Annotated in this window: 15 protein-coding genes and 5 pseudogenes; 6 read left to right on the plus strand and 14 right to left on the minus strand. The window is 39.3% G+C overall.

The genetic code is table 11. From position 1 onward, the window contains the following. Window positions 1-336 (minus strand): annotated as a pseudogene (locus tag AB4653_RS02525) (type IV conjugative transfer system coupling protein TraD); the annotation flags it as partial. A gap of 84 nt (window positions 337-420) precedes the next feature. On the opposite strand from AB4653_RS02525, the pseudogene AB4653_RS02530 reads away from it, so the two are divergent. Both AB4653_RS02530 and AB4653_RS02535 read left to right on the plus strand, forming a co-directional pair. Beyond that, a pseudogene (locus tag AB4653_RS02530) lies at window positions 421-954 on the plus strand (integrase). Window positions 955-1,141: 187 nt separating this feature from the next. Further along, window positions 1,142-1,216: pseudogene (locus AB4653_RS02535) on the plus strand (S-adenosylhomocysteine hydrolase); the annotation flags it as partial. Here AB4653_RS02535 and AB4653_RS02540 read toward each other — a convergent pair. From AB4653_RS02540 to AB4653_RS02550, 3 genes and pseudogenes are all read right to left on the minus strand, one after another. Beyond that, a pseudogene (locus AB4653_RS02540) lies at window positions 1,208-1,447 on the minus strand (IS6 family transposase); the annotation flags it as partial. The pseudogenes AB4653_RS02535 and AB4653_RS02540 overlap by 9 nt on opposite strands. A gap of 117 nt (window positions 1,448-1,564) precedes the next feature. Further along, window positions 1,565-2,827 carry a type II toxin-antitoxin system HipA family toxin gene (locus tag AB4653_RS02545; protein WP_017100094.1) on the minus strand — a complete coding sequence of 421 codons (1,263 nt, stop codon included), beginning with the start codon at window positions 2,825-2,827 and terminating at the stop codon, window positions 1,565-1,567. Further along, entirely contained in the window at window positions 2,814-3,149 is a 336-nt protein-coding gene (locus AB4653_RS02550; protein ID WP_017100095.1) for a helix-turn-helix transcriptional regulator, read from the minus strand. Before AB4653_RS02550 ends, AB4653_RS02545 begins: the two co-directional genes overlap by 14 nt. Window positions 3,150-3,575: 426 nt before the next feature. Between AB4653_RS02550 and AB4653_RS02555 the strand changes: the two genes are divergently transcribed. Both AB4653_RS02555 and AB4653_RS02560 read left to right on the plus strand, forming a co-directional pair. After that, window positions 3,576-3,980 (plus strand): nuclear transport factor 2 family protein, encoded by a 405-nt coding sequence (locus AB4653_RS02555; protein ID WP_017100096.1) that lies wholly within the window; start codon window positions 3,576-3,578, stop codon window positions 3,978-3,980. Between the two features lie 28 nt (window positions 3,981-4,008). After that, entirely contained in the window at window positions 4,009-4,713 is a 705-nt protein-coding gene (locus tag AB4653_RS02560; protein ID WP_017103707.1) for a TetR/AcrR family transcriptional regulator, read from the plus strand. 149 nt (window positions 4,714-4,862) lie between these two features. Here the strand turns inward: AB4653_RS02560 and tnpC are convergent, their stop codons facing one another. The 6 genes from tnpC to AB4653_RS02590 form a co-directional block, all read right to left on the minus strand. Continuing rightward, window positions 4,863-6,404, minus strand: coding sequence for an IS66 family transposase (tnpC, locus tag AB4653_RS02565; protein ID WP_102258481.1), 1,542 nt, complete (start codon window positions 6,402-6,404; stop codon window positions 4,863-4,865). A gap of 59 nt (window positions 6,405-6,463) precedes the next feature. Next, entirely contained in the window at window positions 6,464-6,817 is a 354-nt protein-coding gene (gene tnpB / locus AB4653_RS02570; protein WP_102258482.1) for an IS66 family insertion sequence element accessory protein TnpB, read from the minus strand. Continuing rightward, window positions 6,814-7,131 (minus strand): IS66 family insertion sequence element accessory protein TnpA, encoded by a 318-nt coding sequence (gene tnpA / locus AB4653_RS02575; protein ID WP_102258483.1) that lies wholly within the window; start codon window positions 7,129-7,131, stop codon window positions 6,814-6,816. Before tnpA ends, tnpB begins: the two co-directional genes overlap by 4 nt. 190 nt (window positions 7,132-7,321) lie before the next feature. Further along, complete coding sequence (locus AB4653_RS02580; protein ID WP_102258453.1) at window positions 7,322-8,320, minus strand: hypothetical protein; 999 nt, start codon at window positions 8,318-8,320, stop codon at window positions 7,322-7,324. A gap of 41 nt (window positions 8,321-8,361) precedes the next feature. Continuing rightward, window positions 8,362-9,924, minus strand: a complete 1,563-nt coding sequence (locus AB4653_RS02585) for a hypothetical protein (RefSeq protein ID WP_102258454.1) — start codon at window positions 9,922-9,924, stop codon at window positions 8,362-8,364. Window positions 9,925-10,304: 380 nt separating this feature from the next. Continuing rightward, the gene (locus AB4653_RS02590) at window positions 10,305-10,970 is read right to left on the minus strand and encodes a hypothetical protein (RefSeq protein ID WP_017103494.1); all 666 of its coding nucleotides are present in this window, start codon (window positions 10,968-10,970) and stop codon (window positions 10,305-10,307) included. A gap of 448 nt (window positions 10,971-11,418) precedes the next feature. Here AB4653_RS02590 and AB4653_RS02595 point away from each other — a divergent pair. Further along, a pseudogene (locus AB4653_RS02595) lies at window positions 11,419-12,186 on the plus strand (IS5 family transposase); the annotation flags it as partial. A 534-nt stretch (window positions 12,187-12,720) separates the two neighbouring features. Here AB4653_RS02595 and AB4653_RS02600 read toward each other — a convergent pair. From AB4653_RS02600 to AB4653_RS02615, 4 genes are all read right to left on the minus strand, one after another. Continuing rightward, entirely contained in the window at window positions 12,721-13,110 is a 390-nt protein-coding gene (locus AB4653_RS02600) for a hypothetical protein (RefSeq protein ID WP_102258456.1), read from the minus strand. A 654-nt stretch (window positions 13,111-13,764) separates the two neighbouring features. Next, window positions 13,765-15,846 (minus strand): hypothetical protein, encoded by a 2,082-nt coding sequence (locus AB4653_RS02605; protein WP_102258457.1) that lies wholly within the window; start codon window positions 15,844-15,846, stop codon window positions 13,765-13,767. Between the two features lie 429 nt (window positions 15,847-16,275). Beyond that, on the minus strand, window positions 16,276-16,884 hold the full coding sequence (locus AB4653_RS02610; protein ID WP_017041545.1) for a trans-aconitate 2-methyltransferase: 609 nt from the start codon (window positions 16,882-16,884) through the stop codon (window positions 16,276-16,278). Between the two features lie 26 nt (window positions 16,885-16,910). Next, window positions 16,911-17,528, minus strand: coding sequence for a hypothetical protein (locus AB4653_RS02615; RefSeq protein ID WP_102258275.1), 618 nt, complete (start codon window positions 17,526-17,528; stop codon window positions 16,911-16,913). Window positions 17,529-17,708: 180 nt separating this feature from the next. On the opposite strand from AB4653_RS02615, the gene AB4653_RS02620 reads away from it, so the two are divergent. After that, window positions 17,709-18,533, plus strand: coding sequence for an AraC family transcriptional regulator (locus tag AB4653_RS02620; protein ID WP_102258276.1), 825 nt, complete (start codon window positions 17,709-17,711; stop codon window positions 18,531-18,533). The last annotated feature ends 204 nt before the right edge of the window (window positions 18,534-18,737 follow it).

The raw sequence follows: 18,737 nt of genomic DNA on the forward strand, positions 1-18,737 counted from the left end.
GTGTATCACGTTATCGTAGAGGTCGATGAGTTGGGTGTTTTCCAGTTGGGAGGCGAGCGTACCAACGTAGCGTTTCCCGCTCCAGAACGTCGTGACTTCGCTGTTAAGATCGTGCCCAAAGCTGGCATAGATATGATTGCGCCAGTAGTAGAACACAGACCAAAAGGCGTTATCAGGAGCGCGTAGCCAGGTTAGAACACCAGTGAGTGCTATCACCGACCAAATGGCGGCGTAGACTAAGGTGTTGTTGACTTGAAAGAACATCCGAATGGAGTGAAAAGTAATTTGTCCGCCACGGGTAAAGTGGTTGCCGGACGCGCGTTTAGGTCTAGGCATAGTGGTTCCTTGAGAGTTAAATGCAGTACTTTTTATATAATTACCTGCGTATGCAGATGAGCTGGTTTAGATTGGAGGTCAATTATGTGGACGAAGAAAGGTCATCTAACAGGGCAGAAAAAGTCCTTCAAGCTTGAAGATATCTGGCGAATTCGCACTAGGCTTGAAATCGACCTTGCTCAATCTCGCTATCGATTGCAAGTTACGTTCTTGTGACTTACTTAGAATGAAAGTGAGGGATATCTCTTCTGGTGGTGCGATTCAAGATCGCGTGCTTTACAGCCAGAGGGGTACAGTTTGAGCTCACTTCACGCACTGCACAGCCAACTCTCTGCACCAGACTCTATTTTCCCAAGTCCTCGAAGGCAGGGTAAAGCAATTAGTTGTAGCAGCTACGCCACCATCATTTTCCGCTGGGTAACGGAACTCGGCTACGATCCCTATCTCTATGGTACCCACTCGATGCGCCGTACCAAGGTGACGTTAATTTAGGCGAGAACCAAAAACATTCGCGCTGTGCAACTATTACTTGGCCATGTTAAGTTGGATAATACCATTTGCTATTTAGGCGTAGAAATTGAGGAGGCTCTGAACATCTCTGAGGGGATAGACTCATAGTAAGGTTGGAGTGTTGATTTTAGAAAGGTCATTTTTAATGACCTTGAAATGATTTTTATAAAACAATAGGTTAATAATATTTATTCGTTATTTTTGCCGTATTATCCCCTTTGAGTTTGCCGTATTTCTTCCTGTCATAATAAGGTTGCGTTATATTACGAACACGTATGAAAGTTAGGAGGTTCAAATGACAGCAGTTGATCGCGTTTATCAAAAGATAAAGCGCTCCAGACGCTATGTTTTTGAGCGCAAAGACTTTGATGTAGGTTTCACCCATTCGCCACGAGCCAGATACGGGCTTATTTCTACACCTCGCTCTGTGCTCTAATACTGGCGTAAATTTGATAACCCAACGATTAATAGTGGCCTGATCCACAACGACTCCGCGCTCCAATTGTATCTCTTCAATTTCACGATAACTGAGTTTATAGGCGAGATAATAACGTACGGTTTCGAGAATAACTTCAGAGGGGAAGTGGCAACCTTTAAACATTGAGATTCAGAGTATTAGGTAAAGATTGAGTAAATCTTAACCGACAACGCAAAACTTTGCGACAAAACCCATCATGTCGTACGGACATTGTTTATTTAGATATTCCATGTATTCTACTTAATGACCATCTTGCGGCTTTAAATGTTCCATTTCATTGAATATGTAGTTATTCAATATCACACGTTTGAAAAGTAACTTTCGCGTAACTTCAGGGACATCTACTTCGTTACACACGGATTCAAACTCTTGGGTAATCGTAGAAATTTGAAACCTAATAATTTCTTCTGCTTTTTCAGCCTTAATATTGAAACTTGGTGCTGCTTGCATACAAAGTGATAACAGAGATAAATTAAGATTTTCGAAGATCTTCATTCCATGACTCGCCTCCCCACCTGTACGGTTTTGTGGACAAATATCATAAGCCGGTGACAGGGATATTTTCTCCCCTTCTACAAAGAAAGCATGATTTCGAGCATGGTCATCCGTATTACCGATCAGTACATTAAATACCATCCGTGCAAATAGCTCTTGGCTATCAGAGGTAAAATCGATGCAATACTGCTTCATATTGTTCACTAGGTCTGCGTAAGATGCCTCTCTAGCCCATGTTTCATCTAAGCCTAAAACTGTCAGCCCGGACACCATTGAGCGACGACACCAAACGTCACCAACTAACGCTCTATCAAAGCGTCTTACAAGAAGAACATCTTTTCCTAATACTTTTTCAAAAATAACTTCGGCAACATTGAGTCCTGCTAACTTGGCAAGCCTCATTGCTACGTATTCTGATTGTACAACTTCGTAAGTATCATTTGATGCTGAAAACTTAGCAATATACTTAGCTTCATTACCAGTGATCATCGCTTTCGGGCGAGCACCTCCGAGGGATGTACCATGCATAAGTGCTCTATCCAAATCCGAAGAGATTTCCTTACCTTGACCGACGATTTCAGACGCATTGTATAATTCTTCAAGAGTTGCCGCATCAGTAGAACGATCAAAATACTCAGTGGCCGATTCTTGAAAATCGAGAGAACCGATCCGATCTGAAGCGGAATGCATCAAATACGTCATTTCGCCTAACTCAGCATCGTAGTCTTTGCCCATCAACCGAGAATTAATGACCCTACGTCCCCAAGCATCTGGAGCTGCATCACGCAAGCAAGAGAATATAGGCATACCTTGAACTGGTTCCTTAGTACCAGCAGAAAGCGGTAATTCATTTGAGTAAATTGGTTCTGCATCTGAACGTTTCAAGTAAGACTGACCGTACGTAAAATGTTGGCCAGTTTCATCAATAGTGAGTCTACCTGCTACCACAGGCTCTGATTGTCCTTTAAGCCATTTCCAAACGAAGCATTGATTACTAGAAGTCATCATCTAAAATTACCTTTTTCCTTCTTACTCGATTAGGCAGTAATGCCTCAATTTTCGCATTTGTTTTACGTTTAATAGCAAACTGGTTTTCATCGGGTTCAAATAAAGGAACACCTAATACCCAAGCAGTTTCGAAGTAGAGTCCGATACTTACAGACGGATCACCTTTAAGAATCTTTATCATAGTGGGCTTAGATACCCCAACTCGGGAACAAGTCTCTTCTACAGTGATTTTCTTTTCCTTACGCTGGATTGTAAGCATCGTGGCAAAATGAGTTAGTGCGGCACTAGCAACAGTGCTAACCTGAATGTTACCTCTTCCCATAGTAAATTAACCTTTGCCGTAAATATAATAAGGTAAATATTAATTTACCAAAATTTAAATGTCAAAGTAATAGGTTAGAAATAATTATAGTAAAAACTATTTTACTATAAAAATCTTAAAGTGAATTGTAGTTTACAATAAAACAGTCATTGAAATGACTGCAATGAAAAACAGAGATCCTGTCTGAACTCTCTATTTAGTTATTGCTTTACCACACTTTGGTCGAGTAGACGACACCTGAGAAGCTTTTGGACAAAACCTTCCAATTACAGTCAACGATGCGAAATATTTATGCATTTAATGCAGGAGTGCATTCATTGTTAATGCAGCACCTTTCATTCTATTAAACAGCTACAAACTCAAGCTTGCTCTCATTATTGTTCAGTGTACAATATAGAATTGCACACTGAACAATAGAGTAAAATCATGAATGCCAATACGATAGCAAACAAATACCTTGAAGCACTTGAAGAAGCAAACATTGAAAAAGTACTATCGCTTTTCACGCCAGATGCGTTGGTGAGTTCACCACTTTACGGTGAACGTAAGGCAGCAGACTTTTATCCTGAATTGTTTGAAGATACGAGCAGTTCAAAGCTAACCTTGAAGGGCGTAATGGAAGGGAAATCAACTCGTGACTGTACAGATTTGATATCTATCTGGTTCTACTTTGACTGGACACTTGCCAATGGTGAACCTGCACCTTTTAATGTTGTCGATGTGTTAGAAGTCGACAAAGGTAGCCGCTTGATTACCAAATTAAATATTGTTTACGATACTTTTAACATTAGAAGTTCGTTCAATCTGTCTAAAAAGCAGACCTCCCTTTAGCAAGTACTTTATAGATAGCGGTACCTTTATGAAAAGAAAAGCAAATACAACACCTCTCTCTAAGGAAATTATAATCGAGGTAGCACTGAATCTTATTGCGGAGAAAGGAATCGATACGTTTAGTATTCGAGACGTAGCTAAACGGTTAGATACCTATCCAACAGCTATCTATTGGTATTTTAAAAACAAAAACACACTGTTAGGTGAAATTGCAAATACAGTGATGTCTAGTGTCACACCTAACTACGGTAACCTGGATTGGCACGTCTGGTTGACCCTGTTATTCCAAAACTACAGAGGTGCAGTAAAACACCATCCCCACATCGCAGATTTGATAGGAGGGCGACTTCTGGCAAATGCGTATCAAGATCCTAGATTGCTAGATGGAATTATAGCTGCTCTTTTGGATGCAAATTGTCCGCCGTCTCATATAGTCCCTATGTACAACACAGTAATTGCATCAATGTGTGGTTTCGTAACCATGGAGTTCGGTCATTTACCGCTAGATAATGCGGATGAATGGGAAGCTAAGTTAAGAGGGGAGGCTAAGAAGGTAGAAAATAGTGAGTATCCAAACTTAACTCGTTTTCTACCTCAAATGATGAATGCTTCTTTCATTTTACGCTGGCAAAATGGCTATGACAAACCGATGGATGAGAGTTTTAATAGGTATGTTGATGTTTTTATAGATGGTTTGAAACACCAGATTAACGCACTAAACGAGATGCCATAGCAGGAATTTTATACCTTATGGTAACGTTAATTTCAGAAAGTATTGTGCTTAACTATGCACCTCATGAAGCCAATAAGACACTTTTGAGTTAGAAAGTGCCACGAGTCAAAATTCAGGGTATCCGCCCCATGAACCCACGGGGCGACTTGTCAGTGTTTGAAGTTCCAAGGTAAGAGTGCGTCGATATCAGGCTCAGCTTTCGCTAATTCTTTCATGCACTTGACCATGTAGTCGTAGAGGATAAGGCCGTTGGCTTTCGCGGTCTCGATGATGCTGTAAAGCATCGCGCTCGCATCAGCACCGTTTGGTGTGTTAGAGAATAGCCAGTTCTTCCTGCCAATAACCAGCGGTTTAATTGCGCGTTCAGCGCGATTATTATCGATAGATAAGTGACCATCGTCGATATAACGAATGAGCTTTGACCACTGCCCGAGCGTGTATTTTATCGCTTTGCCCAGTGGGCTAGAGCCAATCACCTTCTGGGTTGTCATCCATTGGTAAAGCTCATCCAGTATCGGTTTGGCAAGTGCTTGACGCTCTGCTTTTCGCTCTTCGGCAGGCGCACCTTTTAAGCGCGATTCTATCCCGTAGAGTTTTTGGATTTTAGCCAGCGCCTTATCAGCCTTGCCCGACTTACCTTTCCCTTGAAGCTTCTTCGCGTCCATGAACTTGCGACGAGCATGCGCTAAGCACCCCACATTGGTGACTTGATGAAGTCCATCATAGGCCGCGTAGCCATCGGTTTGTAGATAACCGTTGTAGTCACCTAAAAAGGCAATAGGGCACGCCCTCGCACGACTGTTTTGATAGTCGTACAAGGCGATATTTTTCACATTTGGCAGTGCCGCTTCGGGCGAGTCAGCGCCTGAGCAGTAAAGCCACATATAACACTTCTTCTCTTCTTTGAGCACATTGAGCGGCGTTTCATCCGCTTGAACCACCACTTGCTGAAGTAGGTGCTCTTTCAAGGCTGCATACAGCGGGGAGAACTTCTCGCTGACTTGGATGACCCACCTTGCCATGGTGGTGCGTGATAGCTCGATACCCGACTGGGTAAACAGAGATTCTTGGCGATAAAGCGGCATCGCGTATTGGTATTTGCCTAGAATGATGTTGGCCAGCAAGCTTTCTGTGGCGAAGCTTTTAGGGATGAGACTCTGAGGGGATGGCTTCTGAACGATACGGCTGCTATCACCTGTTTTCTCGCACTGGCGGCAAGCGTACTTAGGGCGAACATATTCCAACACCTTGAGTACCGCAGGTGTGAACTCTAGCTTCTCGCTGCGGTCTTCCCCGATTTTATGCAGGCTATGATTACAACAAGAACACTGCTTTTCATTGTCGTCTAAATCGAGTTCGATAACCTCACGAGGCAAGGTATTAGGCAGAGGTTTACGTTTACCGCGCTTTTTCGTTGTGGTCGTCGTTGTCACCTCAACCTCGTCTTCTTTAACGGCTTCACATTCCGCTTCGTTGAAGAGGTCACCTTGTGATTCATCGTAAGGCTTTAATGCCTCCGAGCGTTTCGCGAACTGGCGATCGAAGGCGAGTTTGAGTTGTTCAAGCAGCGATTGACGCTCTTGTTTCCATTGCGATTCCTTCTGCTCTTGCGAGAGCATCAGGGCTTTCACCATCGCTTGTAGCTCGGCAACATCTTGGCTTTCTGGGTTGATATTTGGCGTCTTTTTCATGGCATTGATTATACTAAAATCGTGCCGTTAACGCTTGGTCAATAAGGCTTTATTCTCGATTAACTCATTGTAAAATCGTTTATTTTGATGGGTTCATGACCGATAATTGTGAAGCCAGAAAGCAGTCTATCAAGCTCAAATTGAGTGAGGGTAAACACCTGATTTTTCTCTTTTGAAGGCCACTTATACTTGGCTTTTTCAAGGCGTTTATACCAGAGGGCGAAGCCTGTTTTATCCCAGTACAGCACCTTAATCTTATCGCGCTGTTTATTGGTGAACAGAAATAGAGCACCGCTGCCAAGAGGTAGGTCCGTATCATTTTCGACAATCGCTGCAAGACCGTTGATGGACTTTCTAAAATCGACGCTTTCACGATAAAGGTAAATCTCTGGCGCGCTGAGCATACCTTTCATGACAACGCTCCAATGAGTTCAGCAAGATAGGCCGCTGGCGTACCTTGAGGAATGCTCAGCTCCACATCATTGATGAGAAGTGTCATGTTAGCCGTAGCTATCTGGGCCTGATACTTGGTTGTCTTTTCGACGATTTCGGCTCTAACAAATCCGACAGATCCCGATTGGTTTGCTGTTTGGAGTTGACGCCGTTTGGCAAAGAACGTGGATAAACTCAGTCCATGCTCTTCACAAAAAGCGCGTTGGGTAACACTGCTGCTTTCATATTGCTCAAACAGTGATTGCCATTCTAGGTTGGTGCGTCGTTTTGCCATTTCAACTCTCCTTTGGGTTGGAGAGATGATCTTATTCTTCGTGCCGGTTAATTAGAATGCGGGGTTCATGACGCGCTTACAATTCAGGTCTATGAAGCCTCTGGACAAAAACACGTTAGAGTATGGATTATGACGTACCAAATTTGGATTAGAAAAAGTATCTTAAAGCTATAGTCGTTTGTTAGTTGTTTTAAAGTACAAGAGGCTGTACATTCCAGCCGCTATGATGACCTTCTCTATAACAGTCATATATAAAAAGGTCGCCCCTAGTTCCAGCAGGCAATGTAATCTTAGGTATGTAATACGTTGAAAAATCGCTATTAATCAGGTTAATACTAAAATGCTGATTAATTAAAGAAGAAAGTGTGTTGTTGTCATTAAATAAGCTAAATGGACCGTATTTAGCACAAAACATAGCTACGTTCGCAGCAATAGCATCCATTACATTCTCAAGTGTAGCCGCATTGAATGAAGTACCACGGTCATGCTTAGTCTTATTATACGCGTCGTACCATGACAGTGATCTTGTAGGATTAGATGCTGTCCAGTTTAAAAACGGTTGAAATTTCCTCAAGCCACTATAATTTTTAAAAGCTATTTCAAATTCATTCAAGCATGCTTTGGGTAGCAATTTAACGTAGTCATTAGTAGTAAACATCCGACCATTTGCTGGCGGTATGTTGGCTTTCTTGAACAATGAAGTCCAAGAGTTTTCAACCTCAGTACATGCTAAGATTAAAAGCTCTCTACTTTTGTGACCATAGGAATTTAAACCATTTGCATCAGGTTCTACGTATAACAGTATGTCGTCTAGCTTCTCTATAAGTACTCTTAGCGCTTGCTCAGCAGACCTTTTTTCAAAAAGGTCAATATCGAGAGCTTTTTCAATATCCTGATAGTAGTACAACGATGGGCGCCATACTCCTTGAGTTGAATTCCCAACAGGTAGAGACAGACTTTTTATATCCTGAGCACCAAATACTTTAGTAACCCATTCTTCTAAAGTACCTGACTTCGCTTCAATAGCTGTAAGTCCAACAGAAATTACATTTAGACCCTCGTCCTTGCCATACAGATGAACAAAGTGAGTTTCTGTTTCATACGCGTATCCAATTGGCTGCTTTTCATGCAAATTATTTACCCAATTGGGTATATTCGTACATGTATTTCTGTAGTAAATACCGTTCATTATATCCTCTTTTGTAAATTGATAATTGACGCCCGATTCAGTTAGCCCTTCCTGTTATAGCCTCGTATATAGTTACAAATCAGATCGTTTCGTTTATTACCAACAGGAATGTTACTCATTTGACTAAGGTATGGTTCATACAAGCCCACAATTTCTACAACGTCCCCTTCGTTTACATTAAACTCGTAGGCATCTCCCTTTTTAAGGGTAAGATCGTGGACTAACGCGTTACCGTTTACACTCAAACACTTAATAGTTGTAATCTCGTCTTCAATTTCAGCTATGACTAACCGACTGACTGAGCTTGGGACAACAAAAAGGTCTTCCCCAACGTTAGACACACAAGATGCTAGCAGTTCTCTTTCATAAACGATCTTATCAGCTTTTATACAAAATAAATGCGGACACGAACCAATCTGCCACCCTACGTTCAGAGTAAATGTATTTGTTGGCTCAAAACATCTGATGTCTGTTGAAAATGAACGCCCACCTTTTTGATAGTTTAAGCGTTTTACATTCCACTGCTCACCGTAAACGAAAAACGTTTGATCTTCTTCAAGCTTTATAGACTCTTCAAATACTTCATAGACTTTTTCACCATAGCTATCTTCGTGATGTTGAACAATTTTTTTGCGTGATAACGGTGTCAAAGGTGGTACTAAAATGCTAACAGGAATAACAACGCATTTGCCTGGTTCCAGCATAATTTTTGGTAGCGTTAACACTTTCTTCTGCTCTGGATTTAACTTGAAATCATAGAATTCATTTTTATTATTAAAATCAATTAACAAAGAATCTAAATCAACGAGTTTATTCGAGTTGTTTTTAATAGATAGAAACAGCACCCATAGTTTTCTTACAACAAGCTCTTCTTGAAACTCGACGTCCCAGCATTCATTTGGATAGGCTCCAGCATAGCCAAGTTGACCAGAAAAACTACTATTAATCATCAACTTGGTGATTGAGTCTTTAGCATAAAGAAACTTTTTATCATTCTCGTCTAATTCTCTAACAAGACTAAAGTAAGCATGTTTAGCCTGAGCTTTGTTTGGCTTTGATGCATGTGGATATAAACTCTTGTACTTTTCCTCACTACCAAAATCTTCGGTAGTAAAATGACTTGTACATCGATGTTTGTCAGGATGAGAAGAAATAATACTATTAATTGTATCTAAAACATCATTATTTAATAACATTGCTTTATCTTCAGGAAAATTTGTTAAATCCCCTGAGCACAACTCTTTCAAATGATCAAAGTCTTCACAAATATAGTAGTTAACTGAAAAATCGTGATCTAGAGATTCTTCATACATATAAACCTCATGTTCTTGTTTTCTCACCAACCTCAATAGATAAACCGACATTGAAACTAATGCTAAACCGATAAGTGCCAAAGTGCTATTTGTGGCTTCACCTGCTTCAATATTGATTACAAAACCATCAGTTATTAATTGAAATTTTACTAAGACACTCAAGATACTGGGAGTAAGCAATCCAAGCCCAGCTGTAAGCAGAAGTAGGATGAACTTATTGTGAAACTTGGGATTGATTATCGAGTTTAATTTAGTCAGTAAAATTTGACTGATTTGTTCTTTTAGTTTCAAGAAAACCTCTATTAATTAATATGCAGCTGTCGAAGAAAGGCTAACAATTTATTAGATCACCAAAGTGGGGTGATTAAACATCCCACTTTGGGATTTTTCATGTATTTAACGAACACTACTTTCTAACATAACTTTATGTTTTTATGAGGATATCATGGTTCACGCTAAAAGCAGTAACAAGAAAATGCGTTAAAATGGGGCATTTCCATACACTTCACGTTTGGCATTAGGAAATCTATGGGAAGCTCTCAATGTAAGAGTGAGTGGGTTTAGTTTCGTCAACAAGAAACGGGGCAAAGACGTGTTTGCCGAGATCGGCGTCAGCACGTCTTTGGACAGAACCACGTTACCTTGGCTACGCAACGCTTAATCCTTATCTGTTAAGCAATTTTTGTTCGCTGTATAAATGACGACACTTCCGGAGCCAATTTATGGTAAAACGACGCAACTTGTTCTAAGTACCATGCAACAAATTTACTGTCGATTTCAATATAGGAACCTAAGCTGCCTTTAACTAAGCCTTTCCATTGAGCCTTCTGCTTTTCAAACCTATCGGTCACTTTGCCGTTGTTATGAATAATCTGATTCCGTAACTTATAGGCGACAATCATTGCATCGGCTTCTTCTTTGCAGCCAGCAAGACTAAGGTGAGCATTGGTTTTTAGGTAGAGTAGGCACTTCTCTACCTTCGATAGTCTCCCCTTCTCAAGTAACTTTAGAGGCTGACCTTTATGTGATGCTAGTAGTTCACATAGCTCATATAAGGAATTTTCGACAAAGCTCGAAATAGTAATTACTACACTATGCTTGTGTATCCACTCACTCTTCACTATGTCTTCGTAGTAAACCATTCCATAGGTCTCGCCTAACTCTTGATACCGATCTTCGCAGGTAGTTTCTGCCAACGATTTCTCAAGTTCGCTGTCTAAGCGGTTTGCTTTCGACTCCCAGTGAGAATCTATTGATTGGGAAAATCGTCTAATGCGATTAACTTCATTTTGACTCTGATGACAATAGCAAGCCAAGCCGCTTTTAAATGCATCCATCACATATCTCCAGCTAATTTCCTAACGCTTTATCGACGGTTTTTTTCCTAATTATATGCAACCAATCATAACGTTAATCATACTCACGCTCAATCTAATGCCCGTATTGCCTAGAGCCTAGGATGTGAACTTCAGAAATTTCCGAAAGTTTCCGTATAACTCCGGCGGATTCTGAGCAATACGATTTTTAGCCTACATACGCCCAAAATAAGCTCGGTCTGACTCTCTTTCATCGGATTAGATTTGATAGGGAAAGCGCACGCCCCCCAAATTACGTAGAGCATTTGAGCTAACAAGTTTTGGGGCATTTCTGAGGTAGAATGTACCACGGGTAAAAATTCAGCCTGTGAAGGTTTTGGACAGAAATGAGTTTCGGATAACCAGGTATTAGCAAATCACGAATTAGCATAAGTATGGAAAGTCACTAAGCTCCCTGTCCAGTATTAATGGTGCACATCACTCTGATACAGCGATTGAAACTGCCTTGATGATTAAAGGAGTATTCTCATTACCATTACGTGCTCTTCAAGGCTTTATTGATTCTATCTTTGAGCTATTGGATGTTCCACTGACGTCCCCTGACTACATCTGTATCAGCAAACGCTCGAAGACAGTTCAGGTCAAATATCGCAATAAATCCAAAGGAGCTATTCGCCATATAGCCATTGACTCGACTGGTCTCAAAGTTTTTGGCGAGGGTGAATGGAAAGTGAAAAAGCACGGCGCCGAAAAACGCAGAACTTGGCGTAAACTGCACTTAGCTGTTGATGTAGAAACTCATGAGGCCATTAGTGCAGAAGTCAGTCTTGTAAGTGTTGGCGATAACGAAGTGCTGCCAACATTACTCAACCCTTTACGTAGAAAGATCCATACAGTATCTGCTGATGGAGCATATGACACAAAAAGTTGCCATGAGACTCTGAAAAATAAGGGCTGTACTCCGTTGATACCACCTCGAAAGAATGCGGCTCTTTGGGAAGATGGGCATCCCAGAAATGAAGCTGTAGAGGCTCTTAAAAACGGAACAATAACGGAGTGGAAATCTGAGTCTGGTTACCACTATCGCTCAATATCTGAGACCGCAATGTCTCGATATAAAGGACTAACCAGCGGTAAATTGAGCTTGAGATGTTACAACGCTCAAGTGGGAGAAATCATGGCGAATGTCAAAGCTATAAACAAAGTCATAGGACTAGGTATGCCTGTTAGAAGCTAACGATTAGTCAAATATGGCGTCGTTGAACCTCAAGCTGATTTGATCAACAACGCCCTTCACCATTATTCAGTTTTATTCTAGTTTTCATCCTGCACACCTTTAGGGTTCTAATTTATTTAATTAATCCATACACTTAAAGCGCCAAATAAACTTAGGGCAGAAGCCTAGCAATCGTTTTTAGACATACTACCCATGTTAATTCTTTGATTAGGAACGAAGAAAAAAACGATAGCCACCCTACGTGACTAGGGCGGTTGTGACACCGACTTTGTTAAGCACCTGTTTTACCATAGCAACCTCCTCTCTAAATAAATGGTTAAGCTCGTTTAGATTGAAAAATATGCTAGGATTCAAATCCACATTGTGTAATGCCCTAAGTTTACTTTGTAGGCTGCTTTAACACATAACGCCTGCATAACACGTTTGCTACGATACAGACTTAGTTGAATTTTAACGCCTTAATCACTGAAACTAAAGGCAAACTGACAACGCCGAGTGTAGCAAATCGTGTTGATGCATTTGTTATGCGATATCTCACAGATTTGTTGATTCTAAAATATATTGTCGGTTATTTTCATTATAGACATCAACAACTTCATGGTTTTCTGTTTTAGACGAAAAATCACAAATTTCAATTCGTTTGTCGATAAACTCAGAAATACGACCGCATTCAGCTTTTAATACATTCAATGCATCTTCATGGTATAGATATTCTTCCGACTCCCAAACTTGATAATATTCTTGAGCATCACGAACACACAATATTAAGACTGCTTTTGAATATTGTGCTTCAACACCTTCGACCATTGTTGTATTATCACCAGCTAAAACATACCCTACGATCTTAAATGCATCTCTAAATTTTGGATGAGATTCAATTCTTTTTTCTATCGAAAAATATTTTTTAAGCCAATTGATAAACATAACACCTCCATTTTGCATAACATTTTAATATCGTGCCAGCACGAGTTCATACATTCAGAATATCTCAAGTATTGTACCTAACCAACTAAAAAATATGCATATAGTATGACATGATTCTGATTTTCTAGTTGAAAACCGTGCAAACACACATTGCTTCCTATTCGAGGCACGTTATCAATCAAGAACTTCCATTTTGTTCTATACTATTCAATCGCTTAGAAATACTTGAATAGCATATTCGTACGTAACTGTGATTGAAGGTCAGTCTGTAGTGGGTTAGAAGTTTTGGCGACATAATTAGAGATTTAGGCATGAGGAAAAGTAAGGCAAGTTGCTGGGTTTGAAACTGACTTCAATCCCTATCTGACTCACTTTGGGGCATTTCTGAGGTAGAATGTACCACGGGTAAAAATTCAGCCTGTGAAGGTTTTGGACAGAAAAGCGTTAGTGGTTTGAGTATTATGTCGATCTCATCAATTAGGAAAAGTTAATTTAATTGACCGTGAACTATCTCAGAAGCTGCTGTTTTGTACTTTCGAGGCAATAACAGAGTTAAATAGATATCTTTATTTTATTGTTTGATTTTTGGCTGCTGATGCAGCCAAAAATTCGTATTACATATTGATAGCAGGAAGGCTCTTGTGCGTTATATGTCTATTTGTTTCTATTTTTCTTTTTCGAAATTTTAATCATTGACTTACGATTACTTTTAGCCTTAGGTTTAGATTTGATTTTCGGTGTTGAGCCGAACATCTTTTTCTCCTGTCTTTGGTATTCTGTTACGTCTACCTCATAATTTATCAACGTAAATGCAGTTTCGTTGTTCGCAACCCCCCAATAACCTGATGCTTTCCTTGAAGAAATGTATGGCGTTAGTTGAATTGGGTTATTTAAATGATTGATGATGTCTTCGGCACAAACAGTAGAACCTTTCCATTGCTTATATTTTGATGTGCTTTTTTTCTTCTGCTCATGTCCATTGGTCATTACCAAATTTATTTCTGAGCTTTTTAATAACCTTGAGAAGGATGAGTAATCTGTTACATAAACACCATTAATTTTACCTTTCCAACTGAAAGGCATGCAATTGAAGATAACTGGGATAATTTCATACTCTGATATATCAATACCGAGCTTATCTTGTAGTACTTCTGGATATGTTGCTAGAGCATTCTTTAGTCTTAACACTTGCTCAATTGTTTCAAAAAGATATACCTTGTTCCGAAAAGCTTTTACTGGGTTGTACCATGATAGAGATCTATTTTTGCATTCGAGAATAAATAGTTTATTATCTAATGTAAATACTGCATCATACTCATATTCGTCAAGTTCACGCTTAAACTTAAAACTATTGCAGTTACCAATACCATCTTTGAGAAAATCAACAACGTCAGATTCAAAATTGACCCCTTTATCACTTAACTCTATTTCTAAAGATGAAAATCTAGATAATATAACATTAGGAACACTAAAATTAAGGCAACTATAGTAAGCAAAATAATAATCATTATTTTCCAGCTTAATCAGAGGGCAATCATATAAGTCTTGTGAACTTTGAGAGAAGGTGACCAAATCAATAAACACTTCACTTTTATTTCTTGAAATTCCTTTTGCATCAAAATAATTTATAATTTCTTCGCGAGATAAAATATTATTAATACTTTTTCTACTTACCTGCACCGATAGCCACTGAAAAATAAAATATGATCTTATCCACTCAGAAAGAGTTAATTCATTATATGTTTTTTTATCTAAAAAGATATCTACGCAAAAAACATCTCCTAAAGTTATACAGGCTAACACTTCATTTTCGTTTAAAAATATACGATCAGAAAGTTTACCAACTACATCATGACTAGATGTCACTTTACTTCTTATTTCTTTATTTGATAAAATGTCAAGGTAATATTGAAGGGATTTTTTCTTAAGTCGTTCCATTGATATTGAGTCGAAAAGTTCATATTCCGACTCTTCTCTTTCATAGTGATAAGTTTGTTTGAACCCACGTTTTCTTGCATCAGCCTGAACATCATCACCTTGTAACCAGAGCACATCACCACCGAACAATATACTTCTTTGACAAACATCCTCCAACTGCTTCCATGAACGAGCAAAAAGTTCTATAGATCCTGCTTGGAATATACTTTCTTCAGTCACACCTTCTTGTAAAGGTAGTATTATTTTTCCATTATCAAAAATCTTGAATTTATAACCTAATAACAATAGAGTGATTGATAAATATTTAATCAAATTTTCTGATTCTGCATCAGCAGAAAAAGAATCACCATTGCCGTTCTCAATAATCGTGTAAGGAGATAACATCTTTGTTTTTGGCTTTTTACAAAGGAAAGCATCTATATTTTTATTAATTAAGTCAAACCCTTCTTCAACACGCTTCAAATGCGACCATACTTGTGCGCTTATTGATCTTTCACTTATATCACATTCATCGATAATCTTCGATATATTATCAAATAACTCTTCTGAAGTTTTAATTACCTTTACTTTGGAAGTAATGACCTCTTTAACTTTACTATCTAACTCGGAAGTTAATAAAATTAAATTCTCTATAAATTTATCACGCTCTTTTCGTATCTTTCTATTTCTGATCTGCAATATATCAGGGCGTGTAAGTGTAGATTTAATGATATTAGTTATAGATTCAATATCATTGCTATTTTCTTTCAAATATTCCGAAAACTTTCCCAGCTTAAACTCATTTAACTCTTTCAACATAATAACTAATCTATTTCTTTGTAATTAAATTACATTTTGATTTATGGATTCGCTCAACATGTTCAATACATATAATACGCTATCGCCATCACGTTGACAGTCTCTTCATGCATGGGGTCATGATAATCAATCATCATTATTTATGAAAGAAGTTGAATTTGGTTGGTGTTTGGCTTCCGTCACATTAGCTGAATTTAGGCAAGAAGGAATGAGTTGTTTCGTTAAGATCAGATTGCCAAACTAACTTAGGGGCATTTTCGAGCTAGAAAATGCCACGCGTGAAAATTCAGGTTGTGATGTTTTTGGACAATTCCGTGTTACGACGAGATAGAAAGCCTTCTATTTCAGATAACTTTTTCTATTCCAAATCACGCGAGTCGCCTACAAATAGCTGACAAATCTCATTAACCCACTACAGAACAATCACTACTACGACTGAAATACTTTGCGTGCGAGAATAGCAAGAGAATCCCCATCTTCGAATTCGCTAAAAACCTTTGATTCAACAACGTTAAACTCCTGCCCCATTGCTTCTTTCATCTTGGCTAAACTTCTCGGATGAAACAATAGACCATGAGTTGTTTCAGGTGCTTGAATTTTTTGCCAGACTAGATGGAAAACGAAACCTCCAGGTAAAAGCAGCTCAGCTTGACGGCGGAAAGATTGGCGCAATTCGGTATCACTTAAATGATGCATTACTTTATTGGAATATACTGCATTATACCTAGCTTCTGTTTCAATTTTTACAGCATCAAGTATTAAGCTAAGTACATCTGGTAGCCGTTTATTGAGAATATTCACGAAAGCTGGTGAATAATCAGAGCCTGTAACTCGAAATTTCTGAGCGAGAATTTCAAGATCATTACCAGGCCCCGAGCCTAACTCTAAAACAGAATCCTCAGGAGAAAGAACCTTTGAGAGCATATGCAATTGCTCAGCAGCATTATATCCATCACACATTTCAGTATATGCCTTCGCATTGTTAACATCGTGATAATAATTCATGCAGACCCCGTCGTTTAAATCATTGTAACTCATATAATTTCCTACAATTTTCTGTATTACTAACTTGCTCTTTTAAACAAATATGCAAATGGTGATTTTGTGTATGGGATCGCACGACCAGATGCTAATATATTTTCTCGTGTCATGATTTCAGGCCTCTTGGGCTTCATATAATCCTTAAGATTTTCGTCGTTGACCTCATACATTCCATTGTCTCGAAGAACGACAGCAATCAACTTAAATCTTGGATCTAAAGCCGCTAAAGCTGCATCTCCGTGGCTAGCGTTAACAAGTAAGATTCCACCTATTCTTAAAAGCTCTCCGCACGGTTCTGAAATAAAGCCTGCATAAAGAGATATTAGTAAGTCGAATTCAACTTCGTTTAACTCCAGTGAGCGATAGTCACCATGGATAAACTGTATATTTGGGTCTGAGTTCCCTTTATGCTCGAAAACTATCTGTTTAACAGTGCATTCATCAGCAAAAAAATTTGAAGCACGTTTATCAAGATCCACATATGTGACATCGTTAAAAACGAATGATGGTGAAATGTCCACATAACTACCAGGATAGAGTACTTTTCGAGGAGTCATAAAAGCACCGATCGCCTTAAACAGCTCCCAGCGATCACCTTTGTGCTTATCCTGCTCCTCCCACAAAGCTAAAGTCTTAGTCATTATTTCTTTCCTCTAGTTCTGTAAGCCAAAAATATTACGACCTGAATCTCTTTTTATTGTTTAAGCTACTAGGATTGTGTGTGGTTAATATATACAAAGACCCTGCGTTGTTTGAGTGCACAGATTGAGATAGTATCGGCTGATATTAAGATCTTGTAAAAGAACTGTAGGTTGTTATCCATGCTTCCAAAAACACCATTGCCACCCTGCTATGTAATCCACGAGCAAGGCGTAAACAGTGAAAGCTCAACCGTGTCAGTAAATCCAGACTATGGTTTGCTCTTTACTACAAAAGGCTCATTTAAAATGGAGCAAAGCTACACTACTCAATCTGTTACTGGCAGCATTACGATTGTCCCCTACGGAGTACCATATCGTTCTGTCGCGGGTTGTAATTTAGACTATTGGCTACTTGGTTTCTCTGCTGAAAGCTATGGTTTGAACGAAATGCAAGAGATAATGCGCCCCTTCGCAGAGGTTCGTTCAGGAGGTGCTCCTGTGGCTCATTTAGATGTTCCAGCTCAACAACGTATAACTTCTTGGTTTGAAGCCTTAAAACAAGAAACCAATATTGAAACAACGATGAGTAATGATGTTCAACGGAGCCTGATTGTATTGATATTAGCAGAAGTCGTTCGTGCGACGACTGTAATAGACAATAAGATCACAAAGTCGCCATTAGTCGGAAAGGCATTACACTATATTCAAAAATACAGTCTTACTCCTATATCCTTAAGTGACGTTGCGTCTGCTGTGGGTCGCACATCTCCCCATGTCGCATCAGTTGTAAAGTCAGAAACAGGTTTTACGGTCGGTATGTGGATCACTTCAGCGCGCCTAGCCAAAGCAGCGCAGCTTCTACAGTACTCAAATATGTCGGTTGAACAGATTACTACGAAAATTGGGTGGCAAGACACAACTCATTTCATCAGGCAGTTCAAAACGTTCTATGGCACAACACCTTCAAAATGGCGTAATAAGCTAAGAGACAAAAGTGAGCATTGAACATGAGTTGTATACTTCATTTAAATAACAAGGAGGTTCGTCTTCAATGACCTTGATTCTTTGTAGCATAAGAAAAGTAGGTCAAACGTCAGGTTAGCGAAGAGTTCCCTGAATGCTTCGTAACTTGTTTCGGGGCAGAAATGAGCTAGAGCTACTACTCTAATTATTCATTAGAACAAATAGCAGCGTACCAATACGATCGCT

This window comes from Vibrio sp. 10N.222.48.A3, from assembly GCF_041475345.1.
In the GTDB taxonomy this organism is placed as follows: domain Bacteria; phylum Pseudomonadota; class Gammaproteobacteria; order Enterobacterales; family Vibrionaceae; genus Vibrio; species Vibrio tasmaniensis_A.